18 protein-coding genes and 1 pseudogene are annotated in these 20,727 nt (G+C 70.9%); 5 read left to right on the top strand and 14 right to left on the bottom strand.

What is annotated here, in order from left to right:
* Positions 1-25: 25 nt before the first annotated feature.
* The 3 genes from J8M50_RS35230 to rpsO form a co-directional block, all read right to left on the bottom strand.
* Positions 26-1,405 (bottom strand): M16 family metallopeptidase, encoded by a 1,380-nt coding sequence (locus J8M50_RS35230; protein ID WP_010358596.1) that lies wholly within the window; start codon positions 1,403-1,405, stop codon positions 26-28.
* On the bottom strand, positions 1,402-3,621 hold the full coding sequence (locus tag J8M50_RS35225) for a polyribonucleotide nucleotidyltransferase (RefSeq protein WP_010358598.1): 2,220 nt from the start codon (positions 3,619-3,621) through the stop codon (positions 1,402-1,404). Before J8M50_RS35225 ends, J8M50_RS35230 begins: the two co-directional genes overlap by 4 nt.
* Before the next feature lie 299 nt (positions 3,622-3,920).
* Entirely contained in the window at positions 3,921-4,211 is a 291-nt protein-coding gene (gene rpsO / locus J8M50_RS35220; protein ID WP_010358599.1) for a 30S ribosomal protein S15, read from the bottom strand.
* Between the two features lie 272 nt (positions 4,212-4,483).
* Between rpsO and J8M50_RS35215 the strand changes: the two genes are divergently transcribed.
* Positions 4,484-4,783, top strand: coding sequence for a DUF397 domain-containing protein (locus tag J8M50_RS35215; RefSeq protein ID WP_010358600.1), 300 nt, complete (start codon positions 4,484-4,486; stop codon positions 4,781-4,783).
* An 84-nt stretch (positions 4,784-4,867) separates the two neighbouring features.
* Here J8M50_RS35215 and eccD read toward each other — a convergent pair whose 3' ends face one another.
* The gene (eccD, locus tag J8M50_RS35210) at positions 4,868-6,355 is read right to left on the bottom strand and encodes a type VII secretion integral membrane protein EccD (protein WP_029184448.1); all 1,488 of its coding nucleotides are present in this window, start codon (positions 6,353-6,355) and stop codon (positions 4,868-4,870) included.
* Between the two features lie 273 nt (positions 6,356-6,628).
* Here eccD and J8M50_RS35205 point away from each other — a divergent pair, with 273 nt between their 5' ends.
* Positions 6,629-10,600: a type VII secretion protein EccC gene (locus tag J8M50_RS35205; RefSeq protein WP_010358602.1), complete on the top strand. Its 3,972-nt coding sequence runs from the start codon at positions 6,629-6,631 to the stop codon at positions 10,598-10,600.
* 27 nt (positions 10,601-10,627) lie between these two features.
* On the opposite strand, the gene J8M50_RS35200 is transcribed toward J8M50_RS35205, so the two are convergent.
* From J8M50_RS35200 to eccB, 10 genes are all read right to left on the bottom strand, one after another.
* Positions 10,628-10,966 carry a DUF4333 domain-containing protein gene (locus J8M50_RS35200; RefSeq protein ID WP_010358603.1) on the bottom strand — a complete coding sequence of 113 codons (339 nt, stop codon included), beginning with the start codon at positions 10,964-10,966 and terminating at the stop codon, positions 10,628-10,630.
* A gap of 123 nt (positions 10,967-11,089) precedes the next feature.
* Complete coding sequence (locus J8M50_RS35195; RefSeq protein ID WP_010358604.1) at positions 11,090-11,389, bottom strand: WXG100 family type VII secretion target; 300 nt, start codon at positions 11,387-11,389, stop codon at positions 11,090-11,092.
* Positions 11,390-11,424: 35 nt separating this feature from the next.
* Positions 11,425-11,763, bottom strand: coding sequence for a WXG100 family type VII secretion target (locus tag J8M50_RS35190; RefSeq protein WP_010358605.1), 339 nt, complete (start codon positions 11,761-11,763; stop codon positions 11,425-11,427).
* Between the two features lie 208 nt (positions 11,764-11,971).
* Entirely contained in the window at positions 11,972-12,490 is a 519-nt protein-coding gene (locus J8M50_RS35185) for a hypothetical protein (RefSeq protein ID WP_010358606.1), read from the bottom strand.
* 9 nt (positions 12,491-12,499) lie between these two features.
* Entirely contained in the window at positions 12,500-13,030 is a 531-nt protein-coding gene (locus J8M50_RS35180; protein ID WP_010358608.1) for a hypothetical protein, read from the bottom strand.
* Positions 13,008-14,303: a WXG100 family type VII secretion target gene (locus tag J8M50_RS35175; RefSeq protein ID WP_010358609.1), complete on the bottom strand. Its 1,296-nt coding sequence runs from the start codon at positions 14,301-14,303 to the stop codon at positions 13,008-13,010. The genes J8M50_RS35180 and J8M50_RS35175 overlap by 23 nt, the downstream gene beginning before the upstream one ends.
* Entirely contained in the window at positions 14,303-14,599 is a 297-nt protein-coding gene (locus tag J8M50_RS35170; RefSeq protein WP_010358610.1) for a DUF6317 family protein, read from the bottom strand. The genes J8M50_RS35175 and J8M50_RS35170 overlap by 1 nt, the downstream gene beginning before the upstream one ends.
* Positions 14,599-15,018 (bottom strand): SAV_915 family protein, encoded by a 420-nt coding sequence (locus tag J8M50_RS35165; RefSeq protein ID WP_223786376.1) that lies wholly within the window; start codon positions 15,016-15,018, stop codon positions 14,599-14,601. Before J8M50_RS35165 ends, J8M50_RS35170 begins: the two co-directional genes overlap by 1 nt.
* A gap of 166 nt (positions 15,019-15,184) precedes the next feature.
* Positions 15,185-16,414 carry a type VII secretion-associated serine protease mycosin gene (gene mycP / locus J8M50_RS35160; protein WP_010358612.1) on the bottom strand — a complete coding sequence of 410 codons (1,230 nt, stop codon included), beginning with the start codon at positions 16,412-16,414 and terminating at the stop codon, positions 15,185-15,187.
* A gap of 5 nt (positions 16,415-16,419) precedes the next feature.
* A complete protein-coding gene (gene eccB, locus J8M50_RS35155; RefSeq protein WP_010358614.1) occupies positions 16,420-17,940 on the bottom strand; it encodes a type VII secretion protein EccB in 1,521 nt (506 codons plus the stop codon).
* Between the two features lie 215 nt (positions 17,941-18,155).
* On the opposite strand from eccB, the gene eccE reads away from it, so the two are divergent.
* The 3 genes and pseudogenes from eccE to J8M50_RS50445 form a co-directional block, all read left to right on the top strand.
* Complete coding sequence (gene eccE / locus J8M50_RS35150; protein WP_010358615.1) at positions 18,156-19,418, top strand: type VII secretion protein EccE; 1,263 nt, start codon at positions 18,156-18,158, stop codon at positions 19,416-19,418.
* Positions 19,415-20,149 (top strand): hypothetical protein, encoded by a 735-nt coding sequence (locus J8M50_RS35145; protein ID WP_010358616.1) that lies wholly within the window; start codon positions 19,415-19,417, stop codon positions 20,147-20,149. Before eccE ends, J8M50_RS35145 begins: the two co-directional genes overlap by 4 nt.
* 236 nt (positions 20,150-20,385) lie before the next feature.
* Positions 20,386-20,709 (top strand): annotated as a pseudogene (locus tag J8M50_RS50445) (SCO5717 family growth-regulating ATPase); the annotation flags it as partial.
* Between the last annotated feature and the right edge of the window lie 18 nt (positions 20,710-20,727).

Genomic DNA, 20,727 nt, shown 5'->3' with positions numbered 1-20,727 from the left:
CGTGCTTCCTTCGAGCGGGGAGGGGTTAGGCGACGGCGTCGTGCAGGCGGGCCGCCTGTTTGTCCTTGAGCGGGCCGATGACCGACAGCGACGGGCGCTGTCCCAGGATCTCGCGGGCCACCGCGCGGACGTCGTCCGGGGTGACCGACGCGATGCGGTTCAGCATGTCGTCGACGGACATCTGGTCGCCCCAGCACAGCTCGCTCTTGCCGATGCGGTTCATCAGCGCGCCGGTGTCCTCCAGGCCGAGGACGGTGGAGCCGCGGAGCTGGCCGATGGCGCGGACGATCTCGTCGTCCGTGAGGCCGTCGCGGGCAACCTGGTCCAGCTCGTCGCGGCAGATCTTCAGGACGTCGTGGACCTGCGAGGGCCGGCAGCCCGCGTACACGCCGAACAGGCCGCAGTCGGCGAACCCGGAGGTGTACGAGTAGACGCTGTACGCCAGGCCGCGCTTCTCGCGGACCTCCTGGAAGAGGCGCGAGGACATGCCGCCGCCGAGGGCCGTGTTGAGGACGCCGAGCGCCCAGCGGCGGTCGTCGGTGCGGGCCAGGCCCGGCATGCCGAGGACGACGTGCGCCTGCTCGGTCTTGCGGCCGACCAGCTCGACGCGCCCGGCGGTGCGGATCGTGCGCTTCCCGTCGCGCGGGTCGATCGGGACGGCGTCCGCGTTCTTGAGGGCGCCCGCCTGCTCGAAGGCGGCGCTGACCTGCCGTACGACCTGGTCGTGGTCAATGTTGCCGGCGGCGGCGACGACCAGGTGGGTGGGGTCGTAGTGCTTCTTGTAGAAGCGGCGGACGCGGTCGGCGGTGAGGGCGTTGACCGTGTCGACCGTGCCGAGGACGGGGCGGCCGAGGGGGGTGTCGCCGAACATCGTGTGCGCGAAGAGGTCGTGGACGCAGTCGCCGGGGTCGTCCTCGGTCATCGCGATCTCTTCGAGGATGGCGCCGCGTTCGACGTCGACGTCCTCCTCGCGGATCAGGGAGCCGGTCAGCATGTCGCAGACGACGTCGATGGCCAGGGGGAGGTCGGTGTCGAGGACGCGTGCGTAGTAGCACGTGTACTCCTTGGCGGTGAACGCGTTCATCTCGCCGCCGACCGCGTCCAGCGCGGCGGAGATGTCGAGCGCGCTGCGCCGGGCGGTGCCCTTGAAGAGGAGGTGCTCCAGGTAGTGCGTGGCGCCGTTCAGGGCCGGGGTCTCGTCGCGGGAGCCGACGTGCGCCCAGATGCCGAAGGTCGCGGAGCGGACGGAGGGAAGGGTCTCGGTGACGATGCGCAGGCCGCCCGGGAGGGTGGTCTTGCGGACCGTGCCGATGCCGTTCTGCCCGGTGATCAGGGTTTGGGTACGGGCGACGGCCCGCGCCTTCGAGGAGGCGCGGGCCGTCGTCGCTGAACTGCTCGACGTCACTTGTCGGTGTCGTCCTTCGTGTCGTCAGAACCGTCTTCGCCCTCGACCACGGGGATCAGGGAGAGCTTGCCTCGGGAGTCGATCTCGGCGATCTCGACCTGGACCTTGGCGCCGACCGCGAGGACGTCCTCGACGTTCTCCACGCGCTTGCCGCCGGCCAGCTTGCGGATCTGCGAGATGTGCAGCAGGCCGTCCTTGCCGGGGAGCAGGGAGACGAACGCACCGAAGGTGGTGGTCTTGACGACCGTACCCAGGTAGCGCTCGCCGACCTCCGGCATGGTCGGGTTGGCGATCGCGTTGATCGTGGTGCGGGCGGCCTCGGCCTGCGAGCCGACCTGGGCACCGATGTAGATGGTGCCGTCGTCCTCGATCGTGATCTCGGCGCCGGTGTCCTCCTGGATCTGGTTGATCATCTTGCCCTTCGGGCCGATGACCTCGCCGATCTTGTCCACGGGGATCTTGACGGTGATGATCCGCGGGGCGTTGGGGGACATCTCGTCCGGCGTGTCGATCGCTTCCATCATCACGTCGAGGATGTGGAGGCGGGCGTCACGGGCCTGCTTGAGGGCGGCGGCCAGGACGGAGGCGGGGATGCCGTCGAGCTTCGTGTCGAGCTGGAGGGCCGTCACGAACTCCTTGGTGCCGGCGACCTTGAAGTCCATGTCGCCGAAGGCGTCCTCCGCACCGAGGATGTCGGTGAGGGCGACGTAGTGCGTCTCGCCCTTGATCTCCTGGGAGATCAGGCCCATGGCGATACCGGCGACGGGGGCCTTCAGCGGCACACCGGCGTTCAGCAGCGACATGGTGGAGGCGCAGACCGAGCCCATGGACGTCGAGCCGTTGGAGCCGAGGGCCTCGGACACCTGACGGATCGCGTAGGGGAACTCCTCGCGCGTCGGCAGGACCGGCACGATGGCGCGCTCGGCGAGGGCGCCGTGGCCGATCTCGCGGCGCTTCGGGGAGCCGACGCGGCCGGTCTCGCCGACGGAGTACGGCGGGAAGTTGTAGTTGTGCATGTAGCGCTTGCGCGTCACCGGGGAGAGGGTGTCGAGCTGCTGCTCCATGCGGAGCATGTTGAGGGTGGTGACGCCCAGGATCTGGGTCTCGCCACGCTCGAACAGCGCCGAGCCGTGCACGCGCGGGATGGCCTCGACCTCGGCGGCGAGCGTACGGATGTCCGTGATGCCGCGGCCGTCGATGCGGACCTTGTCCTTGATGACGCGCTCACGGACCAGGGCCTTGGTCAGCGAGCGGTAGGCCGCGCTGATCTCCTTCTCGCGGCCCTCGAACTGCGGGAGCAGCTTCTCGGCGGCGAGACCCTTGACGCGGTCCAGCTCGGCCTCGCGGTCCTGCTTGCCCGGGATGGTGAGCGCCTGGGACAGCTCGTCCTTGACGGCGGCGGTGAGCGCCTCGAAGACGTCGTCCTGGTAGTCGAGGAAGACCGGGAACTCGCCGGTGGGCTTGGCGGCCTTGGCGGCGAGGTCGGCCTGGGCCTTGCAGAGGACCTTGATGAAGGGCTTCGCGGCGTCCAGACCGGCGGCGACGACCTCCTCGGTCGGCGCCTCGGCGCCGCCCGCGACCAGCTGGATGGTCTTCTCGGTGGCCTCGGCCTCGACCATCATGATCGCGACGTCGCCGTCCTCCAGGGTGCGGCCCGCGACGACCATGTCGAAGACGGCGTCCTCGAGCTCGGTGTGCGTCGGGAACGCCACCCACTGGCCGCGGATCAGCGCGACGCGGACGCCGCCGATCGGGCCGGAGAAGGGCAGGCCGGCCAGCTGGGTGGACGCGGAGGCGGCGTTGATCGCCACGACGTCGTACAGGTGGTCGGGGTTGAGGGCCATGATCGTCGCGACGACCTGGATCTCGTTGCGCAGGCCCTTCTTGAAGGACGGGCGCAGCGGGCGGTCGATCAGGCGGCAGGTGAGGATCGCGTCCTCGGAGGGGCGGCCCTCGCGGCGGAAGAAGCTGCCGGGGATCTTGCCGGCGGCGTACATCCGCTCCTCGACGTCCACCGTGAGGGGGAAGAAGTCGAGCTGGTCCTTGGGGTTCTTGGAGGCGGTGGTGGCCGACAGCACCATGGTGTCGTCGTCCAGGTAGGCCACCGCGGAACCGGCGGCCTGCTTGGCGAGGCGGCCGGTCTCGAAGCGGATGGTGCGGGTGCCGAAGGTGCCATTGTCGATGACGGCCTCGGCGTAGTGGGTCTCGTTCTCCACTAGCGTTTTCTCCATTACTCGTCTGTATGCGTCTTTTGTCCCGTCCTGCCCGTGTGACAGGGGGACGGTGCGGAGAAGCGCGCCGTGCGGTGCGGGCCGGTCTTCGATCGAAGCCTCCGGGCCGATTGCCCGGGGGCCACTACCGAGGACCGGCGGCGACTGGGTGCGCTTCCCCTACTGTGTGCTGCGTTGTGCTACCACACTACAAAGGGGTGGTGACACTCCGCACGTTTCCGTCTCTACGTACAGCAAAAGGAGCGGCTCCCGATCTTCACGGGAACCGCTCCCTGCACGCTGTGCTACTTCGCGCCACCGGCCGCGCCACGGCGGATGCCGAGGCGGTCGACCAGGGTACGGAAGCGCGCGATGTCCTTCTTCGCCAGGTACTGGAGAAGGCGGCGGCGCTGACCGACCAGGATCAGCAGACCCCGGCGGGAGTGGTGGTCGTGCTTGTGGGTCTTGAGGTGCTCCGTCAGGTCGGAGATCCGACGGGAGAGCATCGCGACCTGGACCTCGGGGGAGCCAGTGTCGCCCTCCTTGGCACCGAACTCGGAGATGATCTGCTTCTTCACTGCGGCGTCGAGCGGCACGCTGTACTCCTCAATACTGTGAGCCCGCGAGTGCCCCTGGTCTGAATCTCGGGGGAGCTTCGGTTACTCGCCTGGGCGGGTGGTCCGCCGGGGACACTCGTGAGGGTGTCCACGCACAACGGCCAAAGGTAAGGCTACCAGGGTACGGACCTCCCCTCGGCCGGATTTCCGCCGCACCCCTGACCTGCGGGAACCTTCCATCTGGGGGATTGACCGCAAGTAGGGTGTCCGTGACGCCCGTTGGCACTGCTGAGGAAAGGACGCGAGCCGCCATGGCCGAGACCGAAGAGGAACGCAAGGCCCGCAAGGACCGGGAGCGGGACGAGTTGTACGCCCTCGACATCTCCGGCGTCGAGTGGCACAGCGCGCCGGGGACCGAGGAGCACGAGGAGCGCGTGGAGATCGCGTACCTGCCGGACGGGGCCGTCGCGATGCGGTCGTCCCTGGACCACGACACGGTGCTGCGGTACACGGAGGCCGAGTGGACGGCGTTCGTGCTGGGGGCCCGGGACGGGGAGTTCGACCTGGAGCCGACCGAGCGGAACGGCGGGCTGGCGGCGCAGGAGGGCTGACGTCCCCACTGTTTGCAAGAAGAGGGGCCGGTACGACTTACGTACCGGCCCCCTTTTTTTTATGCCCTCTTTGTGCGCAAGGGCTCAGCTCGTCAGCGAGCGGACCGTCCCGTACACGTCGAACACCGCGAGTGCCAGCGGCACCAGGGTCAGCAGGACGAAGCCCTCGGCGATCTCCAGGAAGCGGCCCCAGAACGGGGTGAGGCCGCCGCGCGAGACGAGCAGGCCGATCGCGGTGACGAGGGCGACGGCCACGCCGACCGCCGCGACGAGCCAGATCGTGCGCAGCTCGAAGCCGGAGAGGTCGCCGTTCGCCGCGGCGCGCTGGACGGACTCCGGCGGGTTGAGGGCGAGGCCGAGGCCGAGCAGGACGAGGGAGGCGAGGCCGGCGGCGACGACCGGGGCGACCTGGGCGGTGTAGCGGAAGAGGTGGGCGCGCGTCAGGAGGGCGACGCCGGTCGCGAGGGCGAGGAGCTGGGCCCAGATGTCGGAGGAGAAGCCGAGGACGGCGGCGGCGCCGACGGCGACGACCGCGCAGCCGCCGACGAGGCCGACGAGGAGTTCGTGGCCGCGCCGGGCGCGGGCGGCGACGCGTTCGGCGTCGACCGGTTCCGGCGTCGGTGCCTCGGTGTCGTAGCGGCTGCGGGCGGCGCTGCTCGGGGCGTCGAAGCCGATCGGCAGGCGGGCGAAGCGCATCGAGAGGCCGGGCAGGAAGGCGAGGCCCACGACGGCGACCGGGGCGCACAGGGCGCCGATCTCGGCGGGCGTCCAGTCCTTGGCGAGGAGGGCCGCGAACACGGCGAGGAGGCCGATGGCGGAGGCGAGGACGAAGGCGACGAAGGGGCCGTCGCCGCTGGGCGAGCAGAGGGTGAGGACGACGGCGGCGAGCAGGACGGCCGCGCAGGCCAGCAGGAACTGGAGTTTCCCGATGCCCTCGCCGCCGGTGAGCGGGAGGAGGCCGGAGCCCGCGACGCCGACGTTGGGCAGGGCGCCGAGGCCCAGCGCGATCGCGGAGGCGCGGTCGTCGTAGACGCGGGCGCGGACGCAGCCGAGGACGAGCAGGAGGAGCCCCGCGACACCGGCGAGGATGCCGGGCAGGCCGTGCATGTCGTGGCGGGGGTCGCCGGTCCAGGCGACGAAGGCGAGCAGCGCGGACAGGACGCCGGCGCCGGTGAGTCCGGCGGCGCGGGTGAGGTCGCCGTCCCACAGGGTGCGTTCGCTGGTGACGGCGGAGGCGACGGCCTCGGAGACGTCGTCGAACACGGCCGGGGGCAGCGAGTCGGAGAAGGGGCGCAGGGTGAGGAGTTCGCCGTCGAGGAGGCGCTGGGCGGCGAAGGAGCGGGAGCTGTCGAGGACGGTGCCGTCGCGGCGTACGAGGTGGTAGCCGACGGGGGCGCCCTCGGCGGGGCTCTGCTGGGAGAGTCTGAGGACCTCGGGGTAGAGGTCGGCGACGGGGACGTCGTCGGGGAGGGCCACGTCGATGCGGCTGTCGGGGGCGACGATCGTGACGCGGCAGTAGCCGAGTCCCGTTCCCGTGCCGGCTCCTGTCGCGCCGGGTGCCGTGATGCTCACCTGCTGGTCCCCCTCGGTGATGGTTGCGCGCCTGTGGTGTGAAAGTTCCGCGCCCTGTTTCGCGCGGTGGCGCCGAATGCGGTCGCACATGTGCGACCGCGCGGTCCACCGCGCCGAATGCCGCCCGGATTGCCGGGAACACCCGGTTCATCCGGCGCCGCGCGTGTGTGCTCACGCGAACATCCGGCACCCTACCGCCCTCCCGTCACGGGCGAGGTCAGTAGGATCACGCGGCGGCCCGAGGCAGGCCGGCCAGTGAATCTTGGGGGAGCAGTGAGCCACATCGTCGTACGGCGCCCGCCCCGGGTGCTGCCGTCCGAGGTGCCCACGCAGGAGGTCGTCCTTCAGCCGCCGCCGGAGCTGCCGCGCGGGGCTCAGGAGAGCGTGCTGATGCAGTTGCTGCCGACGCTCGGCATGGGCGGCTCGGTGGTCTTCTTCTTCACGAGCGGGCAGCCGTTCATGCGGATCATGGGCATGGTCATGATCGCGTCGACGATCGCCATGTCGGTCGCGATGGTGGTGCGCTTCAGACGCGGCTCCCAGGGGCAGCTCGCGGACATGCGCCGCGACTACCTGAGCTACCTGTCGCAGACCCGGCGCGCGGCGCAGGGCACGGCGAAGGCGCAGCGCGACGCCCAGTACTTCCTGAACCCCTCCCCCGAGCAGCTGTGGGCGCTGGTCGCCGAGGGCAGCCGGGTGTGGGAGCGGCGCTCCGGTGACGAGGACTTCGCGCAGGTGCGGGTCGGGCTCGGCGCGCAGGGGCTGTCGACGGCGCTGGTCGCGCCGGAGACCGCGCCCGTCGAGCAGCTGGAGCCGCTGACCGCGGGCGCCCTCCAGCGGTTCCTGGCCGTGCACAGCACGCTGGAGGACCTGCCGATGGCGGTGTCCCTGCGCGCCTTCTACCACGTCACCGTCAGCGGCGACCCGCGGTGCGTACGGTCCTCCGCGCGCGCGATGGCCGGTTCGCTGGCCGCGCTGCACTCCCCCGAGGACCTGGTCCTCGTCGTCGCGACGGGCCGCGAGGAGCTGGCGCACTGGGAGTGGGCCAAGTGGCTCCCCCACACGCAGGCGCCCGGCGCGGTCGACGGCGCGGGCAGCCGCCGGCTCATCGGCACGGACGTGACCGAGCTGGAGGACCTGCTCGCCACCCGCCTGACGGGCCGCCCGCGCTTCCACCCGAACGCGGCTCCGCTGCCCGACCTCCCGCACCTGGTCGTCGTCCTCGACGGCGTCTCCCTGCCGCCGAACTCCGTGCTCGCGGGCCCCGAGGGGCTCCAGGGCGTGACGGTCGTCGAGGTCGTCGCCGGGGAGCTGACCGGGACCGGCGGTGAGCTCGACATCGTCGTACGGCCAGGCTCGCTGCGGCTGGAGTCCGGGCCCGGCGGGCTGGTGTACGAGGGGACGCCCGACGCGCTGTCGTACGAGTCGGCCGAGGCGCTCGCCCGGCAGCTCGCGCCGCTGCGGATGGCGTCCGGCGGGGACGACGACGAGCCGCTGCTCGCGAACCTGGAGTTCACCGACCTGCTGAACCTGGGTGACGCGGCGTCCGTCGACACCAAGCGGACCTGGCGTGCGCGCTCGCTCGCCGAGCGGCTGCGGGTGCCGATCGGGGTCGGTGAGGACGGGCGGCCGGTCATGCTGGACCTCAAGGAGGCCGCGCAGGAGGGCATGGGCCCGCACGGTCTTTGCGTCGGCGCCACCGGGTCCGGGAAGTCGGAGCTGCTGCGGACACTCGTCCTCGGGCTCGCCGTCACGCACTCCTCGGAGACCCTGAACTTCGTCCTCGCCGACTTCAAGGGCGGTGCGACGTTCGCCGGGATGGCGCAGATGCCGCACGTCGCGGCCGTCATCACCAACCTCGCGGACGACCTCACGCTCGTCGACCGGATGCGGGACTCCATCAGCGGTGAGCTGAACCGCCGGCAGGAGATGCTGCGCGACGCGGGCAACTACGCCAACATCCACGACTACGAGAAGGCGCGGGCGGCCGGCGCCGCGCTCCAGCCGATCCCGACGCTCGTGCTGGTGATCGACGAGTTCAGCGAACTGCTCTCCGCGAAGCCGGACTTCATCGAGATGTTCGTGCAGATCGGGCGCATCGGCCGCTCGCTCGGCGTGCATCTGCTGCTGGCCTCGCAGCGCCTGGAGGAAGGGCGGCTGCGCGGGCTGGACACGTATCTGTCGTACCGGATCGGGCTGCGGACGTTCTCCGCCGCCGAGTCGCGGGCCGCGCTCGGGGTGCCCGACGCGTACGAGCTGCCGAACGTGCCCGGCTCCGGGTTCCTGAAGTTCGGTACGGACGAAATGCTGCGCTTCAAGGCGGCGTACGTCTCCGGGGTGTACCGGTCCGGGCCGCAGCGGGCGGACGCCGGCGGCGGGCCGCTGCTCGTGGACCGGCGGCCCGTGCTGTTCACCGCCGCCGAGGTGCCGGTCAGCTATGTGCAGGTGGCGCAGCGGCGGGCGGCGGCCGAGCCCGAGGTGGACGACGCGCTCGCCGACACCGTGCTCGACGTGATCGTGCGGCGGCTCGAAGCGCAGGGGCCGGCCGCGCACCAAGTGTGGCTGCCGCCGCTGGACAGTCCGCCGTCGCTGGACTCGCTGCTGCCGGGGCTCACGGCCGTGCAGGGCCGGGGGCTGACCCAGCCGGGGTACGAGGGGGCCGGGCGGCTCGTCGTACCCGTCGGGATCGTCGACAAACCCTTCGAGCAGCGGCGGGATCCGCTGTGGCTGGACTTCTCCGGGGCGGCCGGGCACATGCAGATCGTCGGCGGGCCGCAGTCCGGGAAGTCGACGCTGCTGCGCGCGATCATCTCCTCGTTCGCGCTCACCCACACGCCGCACGAGGTGCAGTTCTACGGCCTCGACTTCGGCGGGGGCGGCATGTCGGCCGTGGAAGGCCTGCCGCACGTCGGCGGGGTCGCCTCCCGGCTCGATCCCGAGCGGGTGCGGCGTACGGTCGCCGAGGTGTACGGCGTGCTGACGCGGCGCGAGGAGTACTTCCGCTCCGCCGGGATCCCGTCCATCGCGGACTTCCGTACGCGGCGTGCGCGCGGGGACATCTCCGTCGCCGACCAGCCGTGGGGGGACGTGTTCCTCGTCATCGACGGGTGGGGGAGCTTCCGTACGGAGTACGAGGCGCTCGATCCCGTCGTGCTGGACATGGCGGCGCGTGGCCTCGGGTACGGCATCCATGTGATCCTCACGGCGTCGCGGTCCATGGAGGTGCGGTCGTCGCTGAAGGACCACCTCATGAACCGGCTGGAGCTGCGGCTCGGCGACACGATGGACTCCGAGCTGGACCGGAAGGTCGCCGTGAACGTGCCCACCGGGGTGCCGGGGCGGGGGCAGACGCCGGGCAAGCTGCACTTCATGGGGGCGGTGCCGCGTATCGACGGGCTCACCTCCGGTACGGAGCTGTCCGACGCGACGCAGGCGCTGGCCACGGAGGTCACCCGGCACTGGGCGGCCTCGCCGGCGCCCGAAGTACGGCTGCTGCCGCGTGAGTTCCCCGCGAAGGAGCTGCCCGGCGGGGACCGGTTCCCGCAGCGCGGGGTCGCCTTCGCGCTCGACGAGGACAATCTGGAGCCGGTGTTCGTCGACTTCGAGCAGGACCCCTTCTTCCTCGTCTTCGGGGAGAGCGAGTCCGGGAAGTCCAATCTGCTGCGGCTGCTCATCAAGCAGATCACCCAGCGGTACGCCGGGGACGAGTGCAAGCTGTTCGTCGTCGACAACCGGCGCTCCCTGCTGGACGTCACGCCCGCCTCGCACCTCGCCGAGTACATCCCGATGTCCAACAACATGGACCATCACATGGCCGCGCTCGCCGACCTGATGACCCGGCGGACGCCGACCGCGGACGTGACGGCTCAGCAGCTGCGGGACCGCAGTTGGTGGCGGGGGCCGACGGTGTACGTCGTCATCGACGACTACGACCTCGTGTCGACGTCCAGCGGCAATCCGCTCGCCGGGTTGACGGAGCTGCTGCCGTTCGCCCGGGACGTGGGGGTGCGGTTCATCATCGCGCGGTCCACGGCAGGCGCCGGGCGCGCCGCCTATGAGCCGTTCATGCAGCGGATGAAGGAACTCGGGGCGCAGGGGATGGTGCTGGCGGGCGATCCCACGGAGGGTGACCTGCTCGCGGGGGTGCGGCCTCGGCCGATGCCGGCGGGGCGGGGCGTGTTCGTGTCGCGGCGGCGGGGGAAGCCGTTGGCGCAGGTGGGGTGGTTGCCGGAGGGGGCTTACTGAGGCTGGAGGGCGGCCCCGGTGTCGGACTCAGTTCGGCGCCGGGGTCGCTTTGTCGTCGGCCTTGATGTCGAAGTTGATCCGGTCGCCGTCCACCGAGGTGACCTTCACCGATACGCCCAGGGTGCTGCCGTCGGAGGCGGTGAGCGTGCAGCGGGTGGTGGTGCCGACCTTTGCCTTGAGGTCCTCGGGGCAGGTGATGTGCGGCTTCGGTTGGCCCGTCGTCTCGGCGAGGCGCTTCGCGACCACGTCGGCGAGTTTTCCCGAGGACATCTTCGACTTGTTCCCGACTTCGACCGAGGCGGAGCAGGCGGTGAGCAGGAGGGCGGTGGCCGCCAGGGCTGCTGCGGACGGGCGGGGTGCGGGCATGGCGGGCTCCGGGGTGAGGGGGCGGTGGGCGGGCGGGGGGCTCGTTCGGGCGCCGGACGCACCAAGGGTGGGCACCTCCCGTGTGTGCCCACCCTTGTGTGCCGGTGCTGACCGGGGCGCTGCTTAGAAGTAGCTCGCTGCCTTCAGGTCGCTGCCGCGGTAGTCGCCGCTCGCGTCCGAGACCTTGTGGCCGATGCTCACCAGGGCGGCGTGGATGTTCGCCGCGTTGGTGTCCCACTCCTTCATCTTCTGGCCGAAGGCGTTCGCGGCCTCGCCCTCCCAGCCGGCGGCTGCGCGCATGACGGCCGACTTGAGGGCGGTGAGGTCCTCCTCCAGCTTGGCCGCCTGGGCGCCCAGCTCGGTGGTGATCGCGTCGAGGCCGCCGTACTTGACCGCCATCTCGCCGTCGTGGACGTTAACCATGCCGGTTCCTCATCTCTCTTTCGGAGGGGGTCTGCTCAGTAGCTGCTGAGGGCGGACTTCGACGCGCCGTACTGGACGTCGATGCTCTGCACGGAGGCGTGCACCGCGTCGTCGGTCTTGGTGGAGAGCTTGCGCGTCTCGTTGATGTTCTCCAGGAACCAGGTGAGCAGGCCGCCGATGTTCTTGACGCCCTCGTTGATCTCGATCTGCTTCTTGTTGAAGGCGTTGGCGCCGATGCCGCGCCAGTTGGCCTCCATGGTGTCCAGGGTGCCCTGGAGACGGCTCAGCTGGCCGCGGATCGACTCGTACCGGTCGACCATTTCCTTCTCGAGCGCGATGACTTGCTGGTCATTGAGCTTCTGCCCAGCCACCATTGGCGGATTTCCCTTCGTGAACTGCCCTGAGGGCCTGGTGTATGACGGGGGCGCACGGCGACCTCTCGGCAGGCATGGTGGCCTTCCCTCCCCGTTCCCCGTTCGCGGTCGCACCGGGCGCCGAACGGCGTGTGGCCTGTGCGGCACACTCGACGCCCACTGTAGTCTTTGCGGTTTTCCCGGCCAACCGAACTTCGTGTTGCCTCAGTTACGAAGTTGTCGAGATGTGGCGGACGGCTTCGGGAGGCCGGTGCTCTTCCATCCAGCGGCGGGCGCCGATCTCGCTGGGGTATTCGCGGACGGTGAGCATCGCGGTGGTCCAGCCGACGGCCAGCGCCGCGAGGGCCGGCATGACGGGGGCCGCGAGGACGGCGACGACGCGGCCCAGGAGGGCGAGGCCCGTGGCGCGGGTCGTCTCCGCGCGTTTCCGGGCGCGGGACTCCGCCGGGGTCGGTGGGTTCGCTAGGTCCCTGGCGATGGCGCGGCGTTGTACGCGCCAGCCCTGCACGGCCGCCAGGACGGCGAGCGGCAGCTGCGCCCAGTCCCACGGTTCGCGGGCGGGTGGAGGGAGGAGGGTACGGAAGCCTCGGTAGAGGCTGAGGGCGGCGAGGCAGAGGAGGGCCAGGACGGTGAGGAAGAGGACGGCTGTGCCGAGGCGGCGGAGCCAGTAGGAGGGGCCCCGGTCGTACCAAGTGGTACCTAGGCCGGGGATGGAGGGTGGTGTCATGGGGGTTTCTCAGACCTTGAGTTCGGCCGCTCGCTGTTCCTCCACCCAGCGCCTTGCGCCGACCTCGCTGGGGTACTCGCGGACCGTGAGCCAGGCGGTGATCCAGCCGACGTAGTACGCGGCGACGGCCGGCAGGAGGGGTACGGCCAGGAGCACGAGGCCGCGGCTCGACAGGGCGATGCGAGGGGCGCGGCGGTTGTGGGCGCGTTTGGCGGTCCAGGTCTCTTCCGGGGTGGGTGGGTCGAGGAGTGCCTCGCGGTGGGCTCGGCGTTGGGTGATCCAGCCCCAGACCAGGGTGGCGAGGGAGGCGAGCACCTGGACGATGTCGAGTACCAGGCGTGCGGTCGACGGCAGTCCCCTCACGAATCCCCAGTAGGTGCCGAAGCAGAAGAAGACGAGCATCGCTGCGGTGAGAAGCTGGCCGAGGGTCGTACGCGTGCGGGACAGCCAGTACCGCGTGCCGCGCTCGTACCAGGAGGTGCCCAGTTTCGGCAGAGCCGGGATGCCCGAGCGGACCTTAAAAGATGCTCGTGATGCCATGCCACACGCTCTTTCCCGCGCTCAGGGCGTCGTCCCCGTACCTCAGGACGTCATCACCCGTCTTTTCCAGGACATGCCCTGTTCCGACCAGAGCGCCGCCGACGACGCCGTGGTCGTGGATGTCTTCGCTCCAGTGCTCGTGAAAGGCGTGGTCCAGGGTGTTGGTCACGATGACCGTGGCACCGACTCCGATCGCCGCCACCGCGATCGCGCCCTCCGCCGGTGCCGCAGCCACTGCCGCCACCCCGGCGGCCAGTCCCCCGAGCGCCACACCCCCGTCCACGACAGCCGAGTGCTCCCACGACCACCCCTCGTCATGGTCGTCCTTCGCCTCCAGCGCCCCCACCGCCGCTGCCGCCGCGACGTCCAGGACCGGTACCTCCCGCAGGAACTCGGGGAGTTCGGCAACCCCCCGGCCGATACGGAGGGCGTCGGCCGCGTCGCCGAGTTTGAGGTTGAGGACTCGGTCGTAGGGGAGGGCTGTGCTGCCGTGGTCGGCTCGGACCAGGGCTTCTTCCAAGGAGTCGACCTTCATGACCGCGTCGCTGTAGGCGGACTTCGCGGGGAAGTCCGCCGGGAGGGCGCGGCCCGCCTTCTGGAACGCCTTGCGTTCCGCGCGGAGGTCTTTCTTCGCCGCCTGGGCGTCCGCCTTGGCCTGGTCGATCTCCTTGGCGGCGTCGCGGCCCTTGGCTCGGGCGTCCTCCGCGTCGTAGGCGTACAGGCCGCGCAGGGAATCGGCGATGGTGAGCTTGTCGGCGGCGCTCACCGGTTTCATGACCTCGGCGCAGAGCGCCGTGAGCTGGTCCGTCGCCACCAGGCGGGCGTGCTGCGCCGTGTGTTCGATCTCCGCTCGCGCCGTGTTGTACTCCGACAGCGCCGAGAGGGTTTTCTGGTCGGCGGCGGATGGCGGGTTGGACGTCGCCATCTGCACGGGGACGCCCTTGGGGTCTGTTGCCACGCCCTGTTTCGTTGCCGTGTGCTGCGCGTTCTGGAGGGCCGTTTCGCAGGACGAGAGCTGGTCGGCGAGGGTTTCCAGGATGCCTCCGACCGCTTCGACGAGGCCGCCCAAGGCACCTGCTGTGAGGGCGTCCTCGCTCCAGCTCGCGCGGAATTTCTCCGCCGCCTCGCCCTTCCAGCCCGTGTCCTTGACCAGGGCTTCCACCTGGTCCGTCACCGGTGTGATCGCCGCTTCCAGGGACGGCTTCGCCGATTTGTACGACGTGCCCATCGCCCGCAGGCCGCCGATGTCGCCGCCGATCCAGCTGTCGGACATCAGCCCTCGCCCTTCATGAGGTCCTCGAAGAGGCCGTGTACGTCGATGTCGTGGCGGTGGAAGGAGTCGCGGGCGTACGCGACCTTGTCGCCGTGGTCGTCCATGCGGTCGGCGAAGAGGGTGTGGAGCCCGGAGATGAGGTGGGCGGCCTCGGAGACGGCGTGGTCGAGGGCAGGGTCGCCGCCGCTGACGACGGCGGGGGTGACCTGGCCGTGCAGGGCGCGGTAGTTGGTGGCCTCGGTGTGGAGGGTGGAGGCCATGGAGGTGAGGTCGCCGAGGACGACGTTGAAGTCCATCAGCGCACCGCCCGCGCGTACGCCGCGAGGTCGGCCGGGGTCCAGTTGCCGACGCCGGGCGCGACCGTCGGGTCCAGCCGGACCGTCACGCCGTGTTCCCGCATCCCGGTGGCGAGGACCCCGAGGGACGTGGCGACCCAGGGCTGGGCCTCGCCGAGCGCGGCGGCCAGTTTCCGCGGGGTCGTGAACGCCAGGGCCGTCGCACCGTCGCCGTCCGGGCGGCCGAACAGTTCGTAGACGATGTAGGGCACCTCATCGACGTACCGAGGATGCGCGGGGACAAATACGGTGGTGTGGTACGGCGGGAGGGGGAGGTCGTAGTCCTGGAAGCACGAGCGGCGAGGCGCCGAGGGCTCGGGTCTAAAAGCTTCCGGGGCGTCCAGGTAGTCCAGAAGACGTGACGTGTTCGCTGTCCCCACCACCGTCTCCTTCTGTGTGTGCGGCTGTTACGGCGCACTCACAGTAGCCAGCACTGAAGGGGGCGAATACGGACATGTCAGGTTCGCGGAGGCGAACACATACCTTGCTCATACGGCGGTTTGGGGACGCTCTGGGCGGCGCTTGACCACTCCATGACCGGGCCCCTCACGCCGTCCCCCGCACCCGCTCCCGCCGTCGGCGCGCGTCCCGCAGCGCCACCGCTCCCCCGCTGATCCCGGCGACGAGCACCGCCGCCCCCACGGCGACGTACGTCGCGAGGCGGGCGTTGCGCTCGGGCGGGGTCTCGCCGAGGTGGAACTTCGCCGGGGTCGGCGCCTCGGCCTGCGCGAGCCCCTGGTCGGGGTTGGGGGACTCGATGGGGCGGTCGTCCTCGGTGAGCGCGCGGACCGGGTCGACGACGCCCCAGCCGACGAGGCGGTCGTGGCCGGCGATGGTGCGCTCGGCCGTCTGCTCGATCTGGGCGACGACCTGGCGGGCCGTCCACTTGGGGTGCTTGGCCTTGACGAGCGCGGCGACGCCCGCGACGTACGGCGCCGAGAAGCTGGTGCCGTTGTCGGAGCAGTGGCCGCCCGCCGGGACCGTGGAGATCATGTCGACGCCGGGGGCGGCGACGCCCACGAAGTCTCCGGACTGGGAGAAGGCGGCGCGTTCGTTGTTGCGGTCGGAGGCGGCTACGGCGAGGACGCCGTCGTAGGAGGCGGGGTACGTCTTCTTGACGTTGCCGCCGGTGCCGTCGTTGCCTGCGGAGGCTACGACCACGACGCGCGCGGCCAGAGCGTCCTCGACCGCGCGCTGGAGACGGTCCGACGGCTTCTTCGCGCCGGTCGTGTCCTGGGAGATGTTGATGACACCGGCCCCGGCACGAACGGCGTAGTCGATCGCGTCGGCCAGCGTGTCCGGCGTCCCGTGTCCCTCCGCGTCGTTCTGCTTGATCGGGATGATCGTCGCCTCGGGGGCGAGGCCGACGAACCCGGTGCCCTCGACGGGCCGCGCCGCGATGATGCCGGCGACCTTCGTGCCGTGGCCGACGGTGTCGGTGGTGCCGTTGGCGGCGCCCCAGTCGAGGGGTTTGCCGTCGTCGCCCTTCACGGCGGGCTTGAACGTACGGCCGTCCTTCGCGTCCACGGCCCCCTTGAGCTGCGGGTTCTTCGTGTCCACGCCGGTGTCGATGACGGCGACCTTGACGCCCTTGCCCTTGGACTGGGACCACAGCTCGTCAAGCATGACGCGCTGGAGGGACCAGGGGCGGCCGGGGTACTTGCCGTTGGGGAAGGAGCACTGCTCGGAGTAGGGGAGTTCGGCGGCGGAGGCGGTGGGGGTCAGGGACATGAGCGTGAGGCCCGCGAGGAGCGCGGCCGGCAGCGGCGTACGCATCGGCCTCACGACCCCTGCGGCTGGCGTGCCGCGGCCGTCGACAGGCGGGGTCCCGTCGGCAGGAACTCCGACCACGTGGCCGGAATCGGCGTCGGGTCGACGTTGGCGTACCCCAGCAGGGTCTGTGCCTGCTTGGCCTCCTGTGCCTGCTGCTTCAGCTTCTCCGGTGTCGTGCCGATCCCGGCGTCGTCGGTGGCGCTGTCGGAGTTGGACTGGAGGACGTAGCGCAGGCCGGTGTCGGTGACGAGGAAGACGGGGCCCGCCTTGGTCTCGGTGCCCTGGAACTGGCGGTAGAGCTGGCCGGAACCCGGCGTGACGTACGCGCTGGAGGAGCCGGTGGCGAGGCTCTCGGGGAAGCCGGTGCCGGCCCAGGTGCTGAGGGTGGTCGCGCCGGTGCCGGCGTCCACGGACCGCAGGACGTTGCACACGGTGCTGCGCGAACCGGCGTCGCCGGAGGGGTCGTTGACGGGCTGGGGCTGCTCGGTGGGCCAGGTGTTCTCGGTGCCGAAGGGCTTGCCGGGGACGATGGCTCCGGGGCTCATCTCCTTGGCCTTGCCCGTCTGGCCGAGGGTGGTCAACTCATCGCTGAACAACAGGAGTTGGGCGACGAAAGGCGAGATCGGCGCGACCCTGCCGGGCAGGACGACGTAGTACTGGTCCTTGTCGAGGTCGGCCGCCTTGAGGACCATCCCGACCTTGTTCGTCGCCTCGTCGAGACCGCCAGGGGCGCCCGCCGGCTCACCGGCTCCGCTGATCGTCGGGAAGGTGATCGCGGTGCCTGTGTGGAGCGTCGCCATCCATTCCTTGGACACCTTCTGGGCCTGCCGTCCGGAGCCGACGACCGCGCGCAGCAGGAGTTCGTCGGACTTGTCGATCCCGTACGCGCGCCCGCTCGCGTCGACGACGTACCGCTGTCCCTCGGGGTCCTGAACGTACAGGAGCTGCCCGCCGGTGAGCCTGCCCGCGCCCTCGGTGGCCTTCTGCACGTCGCGGGACGCGAGGACGAGCGCGGCCCGCTGGATGGACTCGCCGCCCGCGCTGGGCCGTTCGCAGACCACCCAGCGCTTGGCCTTCTTCGCCTCGTCCTCGGTGGGGAGGCGGTCGGGGGCGTACGGGATGCCGATGGTGACGCCGTGCTTGATCTTGCCGCTGTCGAGGACGGACTCGGAGACGGTGACGAAGTCCTTCTGCCCGGCGTCGAGAAGCAGCTTCGCCGAGGCCATGTTGAGCACCGGGTGCAGCTGCTTCTGGCCGTCGGTCGTGAGGACGACGTACCGGGTGGTCGACTTGTCGGCCACGATCACCTTCGCGCCGGGTGTGTCCCACCCCTTCGGCGCGGTCGGTTTGAACATGCCCCACGCGCCGAACACGGCCATGACGACGACCCCGACGATCACCCCGGGAAGCACCCCGCGCAGCGGTTTCGGAGCGCCCTCCTCCGAGCCGGGCGACGACTGCACGAAGGCCGCGAGCATGCGGCGCTTCGCAAAGGTGTAGGCATTGAGCTCGTCACGCCGGGATGCCATCGGTGCCTGTCTCCCCCTAGATCGCACGGAACGCTCCGCCGGGTTCGGCGGCCGTCGGACGGACGGCCGGACCGCGATGTCAGAGCGGCCCCCTACTATGCCTGGTATCCGCGGGGACGTGGGGCGCGGGTAGGTTGTTCGGGCAGCGCGGGGCCTCTGTAGAGCCCGTGCGGTGCGGGAGAACCGGCGAGTTGTGAGGAGAACGGGGGGATGGAGTGAGGGCTTCCAGGACGCGGGGCCGGGCGCCCGCGGAGGCGAGCGCGCTGCGCCTCAAGTCGCGTTCGGGACACGCCGGGGCATTCCGGTTGCAACGACTGGTCCTGGTGGAGCTGGCCGCCGCCGCGCTGGTGGTCGGCTGGGCGATCGGCCCGGTGGCGCTGGCCGCCGCGGGCGTCCTCGCCGTCTGCCTGGTCCTGGTCGCGTTCGTACGGCGCCGGGGGCGCACGCTGCCCGAGTGGGTGGCCACCGCCTGGGCCCTGCGTACGCGCCAGCGCCGGGCCGCGAGCACACCGATTCCGGCGGGTACGGAACCAGGTCTCGCCCCGGCCGTCGAGTGCGACCCGACGCTGCGGACGTACACGTACGCGGGCCGCGACCGCCGCCCCGTCGGCATCGTCGGCGACGGCACGTTCGTCACCGCCGTCCTCCAGGTCGAGGCCGACTCCACGGCCCTGCGCGTGGAGCGCGACCGCCATCCCCTGCCGCTGCGCCTGGTGTACGACGCCTTGGAGGTCGACGGCATCCGGCTGGAGTCCGCGCAGGTGGTCCTGCACACGCAGCCCGCGCCCGCGCTGCACCTGCCCCAGCAGTCGGTGGCCATCGCCAACTACGCGCCGCTCCAGGAGCAGACCGGCGCCCCGGCCGTCCGGATCACCTGGATCGCGCTCAAGCTGGACCCCGAGCTGTGCCCCGAGGCGGTCGCCGCGCGCGGGGGCGGGCTGACCGGTGCGCAGAAGTGCGTGGTCCGGGCCGCCGACCAGCTCGCGAGCCGCCTCACCGGCGCCGGGTTCCGTGCGTCCCTCCTCGACGAGGAGGAGCTGACCTCCGCGATCGCCACGTCCGCGCACGCGAATCCGCTGGTGACGGCGGAGGCGGGCCGTACGGAGACGCGCGAGCGGCGCACCGAGGAGTCCGGGCGGGGCTGGCGCTGTGACAACCGGCGCCATACGACGTACTGGGTACGGCGCTGGCCCGTGCTCGGCGGGAGCCGGGCGCCGTCGCTGCCGCAGCTCATCGCCCTCGTGACGGCCGTTCCGGCGCTCGCGACGACCTTCAGCATCGGGCTCACGCGCGGGGAGCGGCAGAGTGTGTCGCTCGCCGGGTACCTGCGGGTCACCGGGCGCAGCGACGCGGAACTCGTCGCCGCGCGGCGGGCGTTGCAGGGGGCCGCGCGGCACACCGGGATGGGGCTCGTCCGGCTCGACCGGGAGCAGGTGCCGGGGATGCTTGCCACTATGCCGCTCGGAGGGGTTCGTTGAGCGCGACCGCTGTTTCCGCCGCCCGGGAGTTGCTGCGTACGGGGCTGGGGCTGATCGGGCCCCGGCACGCTCGGCACTCCGTCTCCGTCGAGCAGCTCGACGCGTTGTCGCTGCCGATCGGGGACGACGGGGTCGTCATCGGGGTCGATCCCGAGGGGCGGCCGTCCGTTCTTGGGCTGAATCGGCCCACGCCGTACGACGTGACGCTCATCGGGGGGTTGTGGACCGCGCAGGTCATCGCCCTGCGGGCCGCCGCTACCGGGGCTCGGGTCGCTGTCGAGACGGGGCGGCCTCAGGCGTGGATGCAGATGGTGCACGCGATGGGGGGTGGGCAGAACGGGCTCGCCGTTCATGATGTGGGGCGGGTGCCGCCGCAGGGGACGTCCCCGGGGACGCCGGTGCTTGTCGTGCGGGACTGCGGGATGCAGCCGCCTCGGGGGCGGGTCGCGTCCGGGCCCTGGCAGTCCGTGCTGACGCTGCTGCCGTATCTCAGTCCTGTCGCGCCTCGGCTGATCCGGCAGGCTCGGTTGGTGGGGGTGCAGCGGATCTCGCCTGACGAGGCGGGGGAGTTGAGTCGGGCGATGCCGTTGCCTGAGGTGGATCGGGAGGCTCTGCCTACGTTGCCTGATGGGGTGACGTTGTGGTGTGGGGACCGGGATCGGCAGTACGTGATGACGCAGCCTACGGAGGCGGAGATCGGGTTGTTGGGGATGCCTCGGCGGATGGACTGAGGGGGCGTGCGGTTCGGGGGTGGTCTCGGTTTCGCACGACCTTCACGCCGGGGGCCACTGGCGAGCATCTCCCGGTATAGGGCGTTTTGTTCGGGGTGGGAGTGTGCCTGCGTGCCGGTTTCGCGTGGTGTGTGACGTGTCCGGTAGATGCTGAGGGGTGGGCGGGCCTGCCGGGGTGGGGCTTGTGGTGATTAGGCTGGTACCGGGCGCGGCGCCGGGACTGTGGACCGGGGGCGGTGACCCAGGGGGAACAACCGGCGGACAGGGGCGGGGCACTGTCCTCGTCCTCGGGCGACCCTTTGCTGATTCCGATCGGATCCCGGCGTCCCGTCGAACCCGGTCGGCTTTCGGCTACTTCGGACGACCAGAGACAACACGAAACGGTCGCCCCTGGTGCGGTATCAGGGCGTTCGGCCATCTCAGGAGGAACTGTGAGCAGCGATCGGGACGGGACGCGCGGGGGCTGGGCCACGCCCGGCGATGACCAGCCCGACGCGGATTCCGGGGTCGATGTGACGGGTGAGTTCACGATCGACTATGCGCCGCCGGCTTGGTACACGCAGAACGCGGGGGCTGGG

Source organism: Streptomyces acidiscabies (assembly GCF_020010905.1).
Taxonomy (GTDB): domain Bacteria; phylum Actinomycetota; class Actinomycetes; order Streptomycetales; family Streptomycetaceae; genus Streptomyces; species Streptomyces acidiscabies.
The sequence above is the reverse complement of the archived record's forward strand: the minus strand, read 5'-3'. Positions and strand labels throughout refer to the sequence as shown.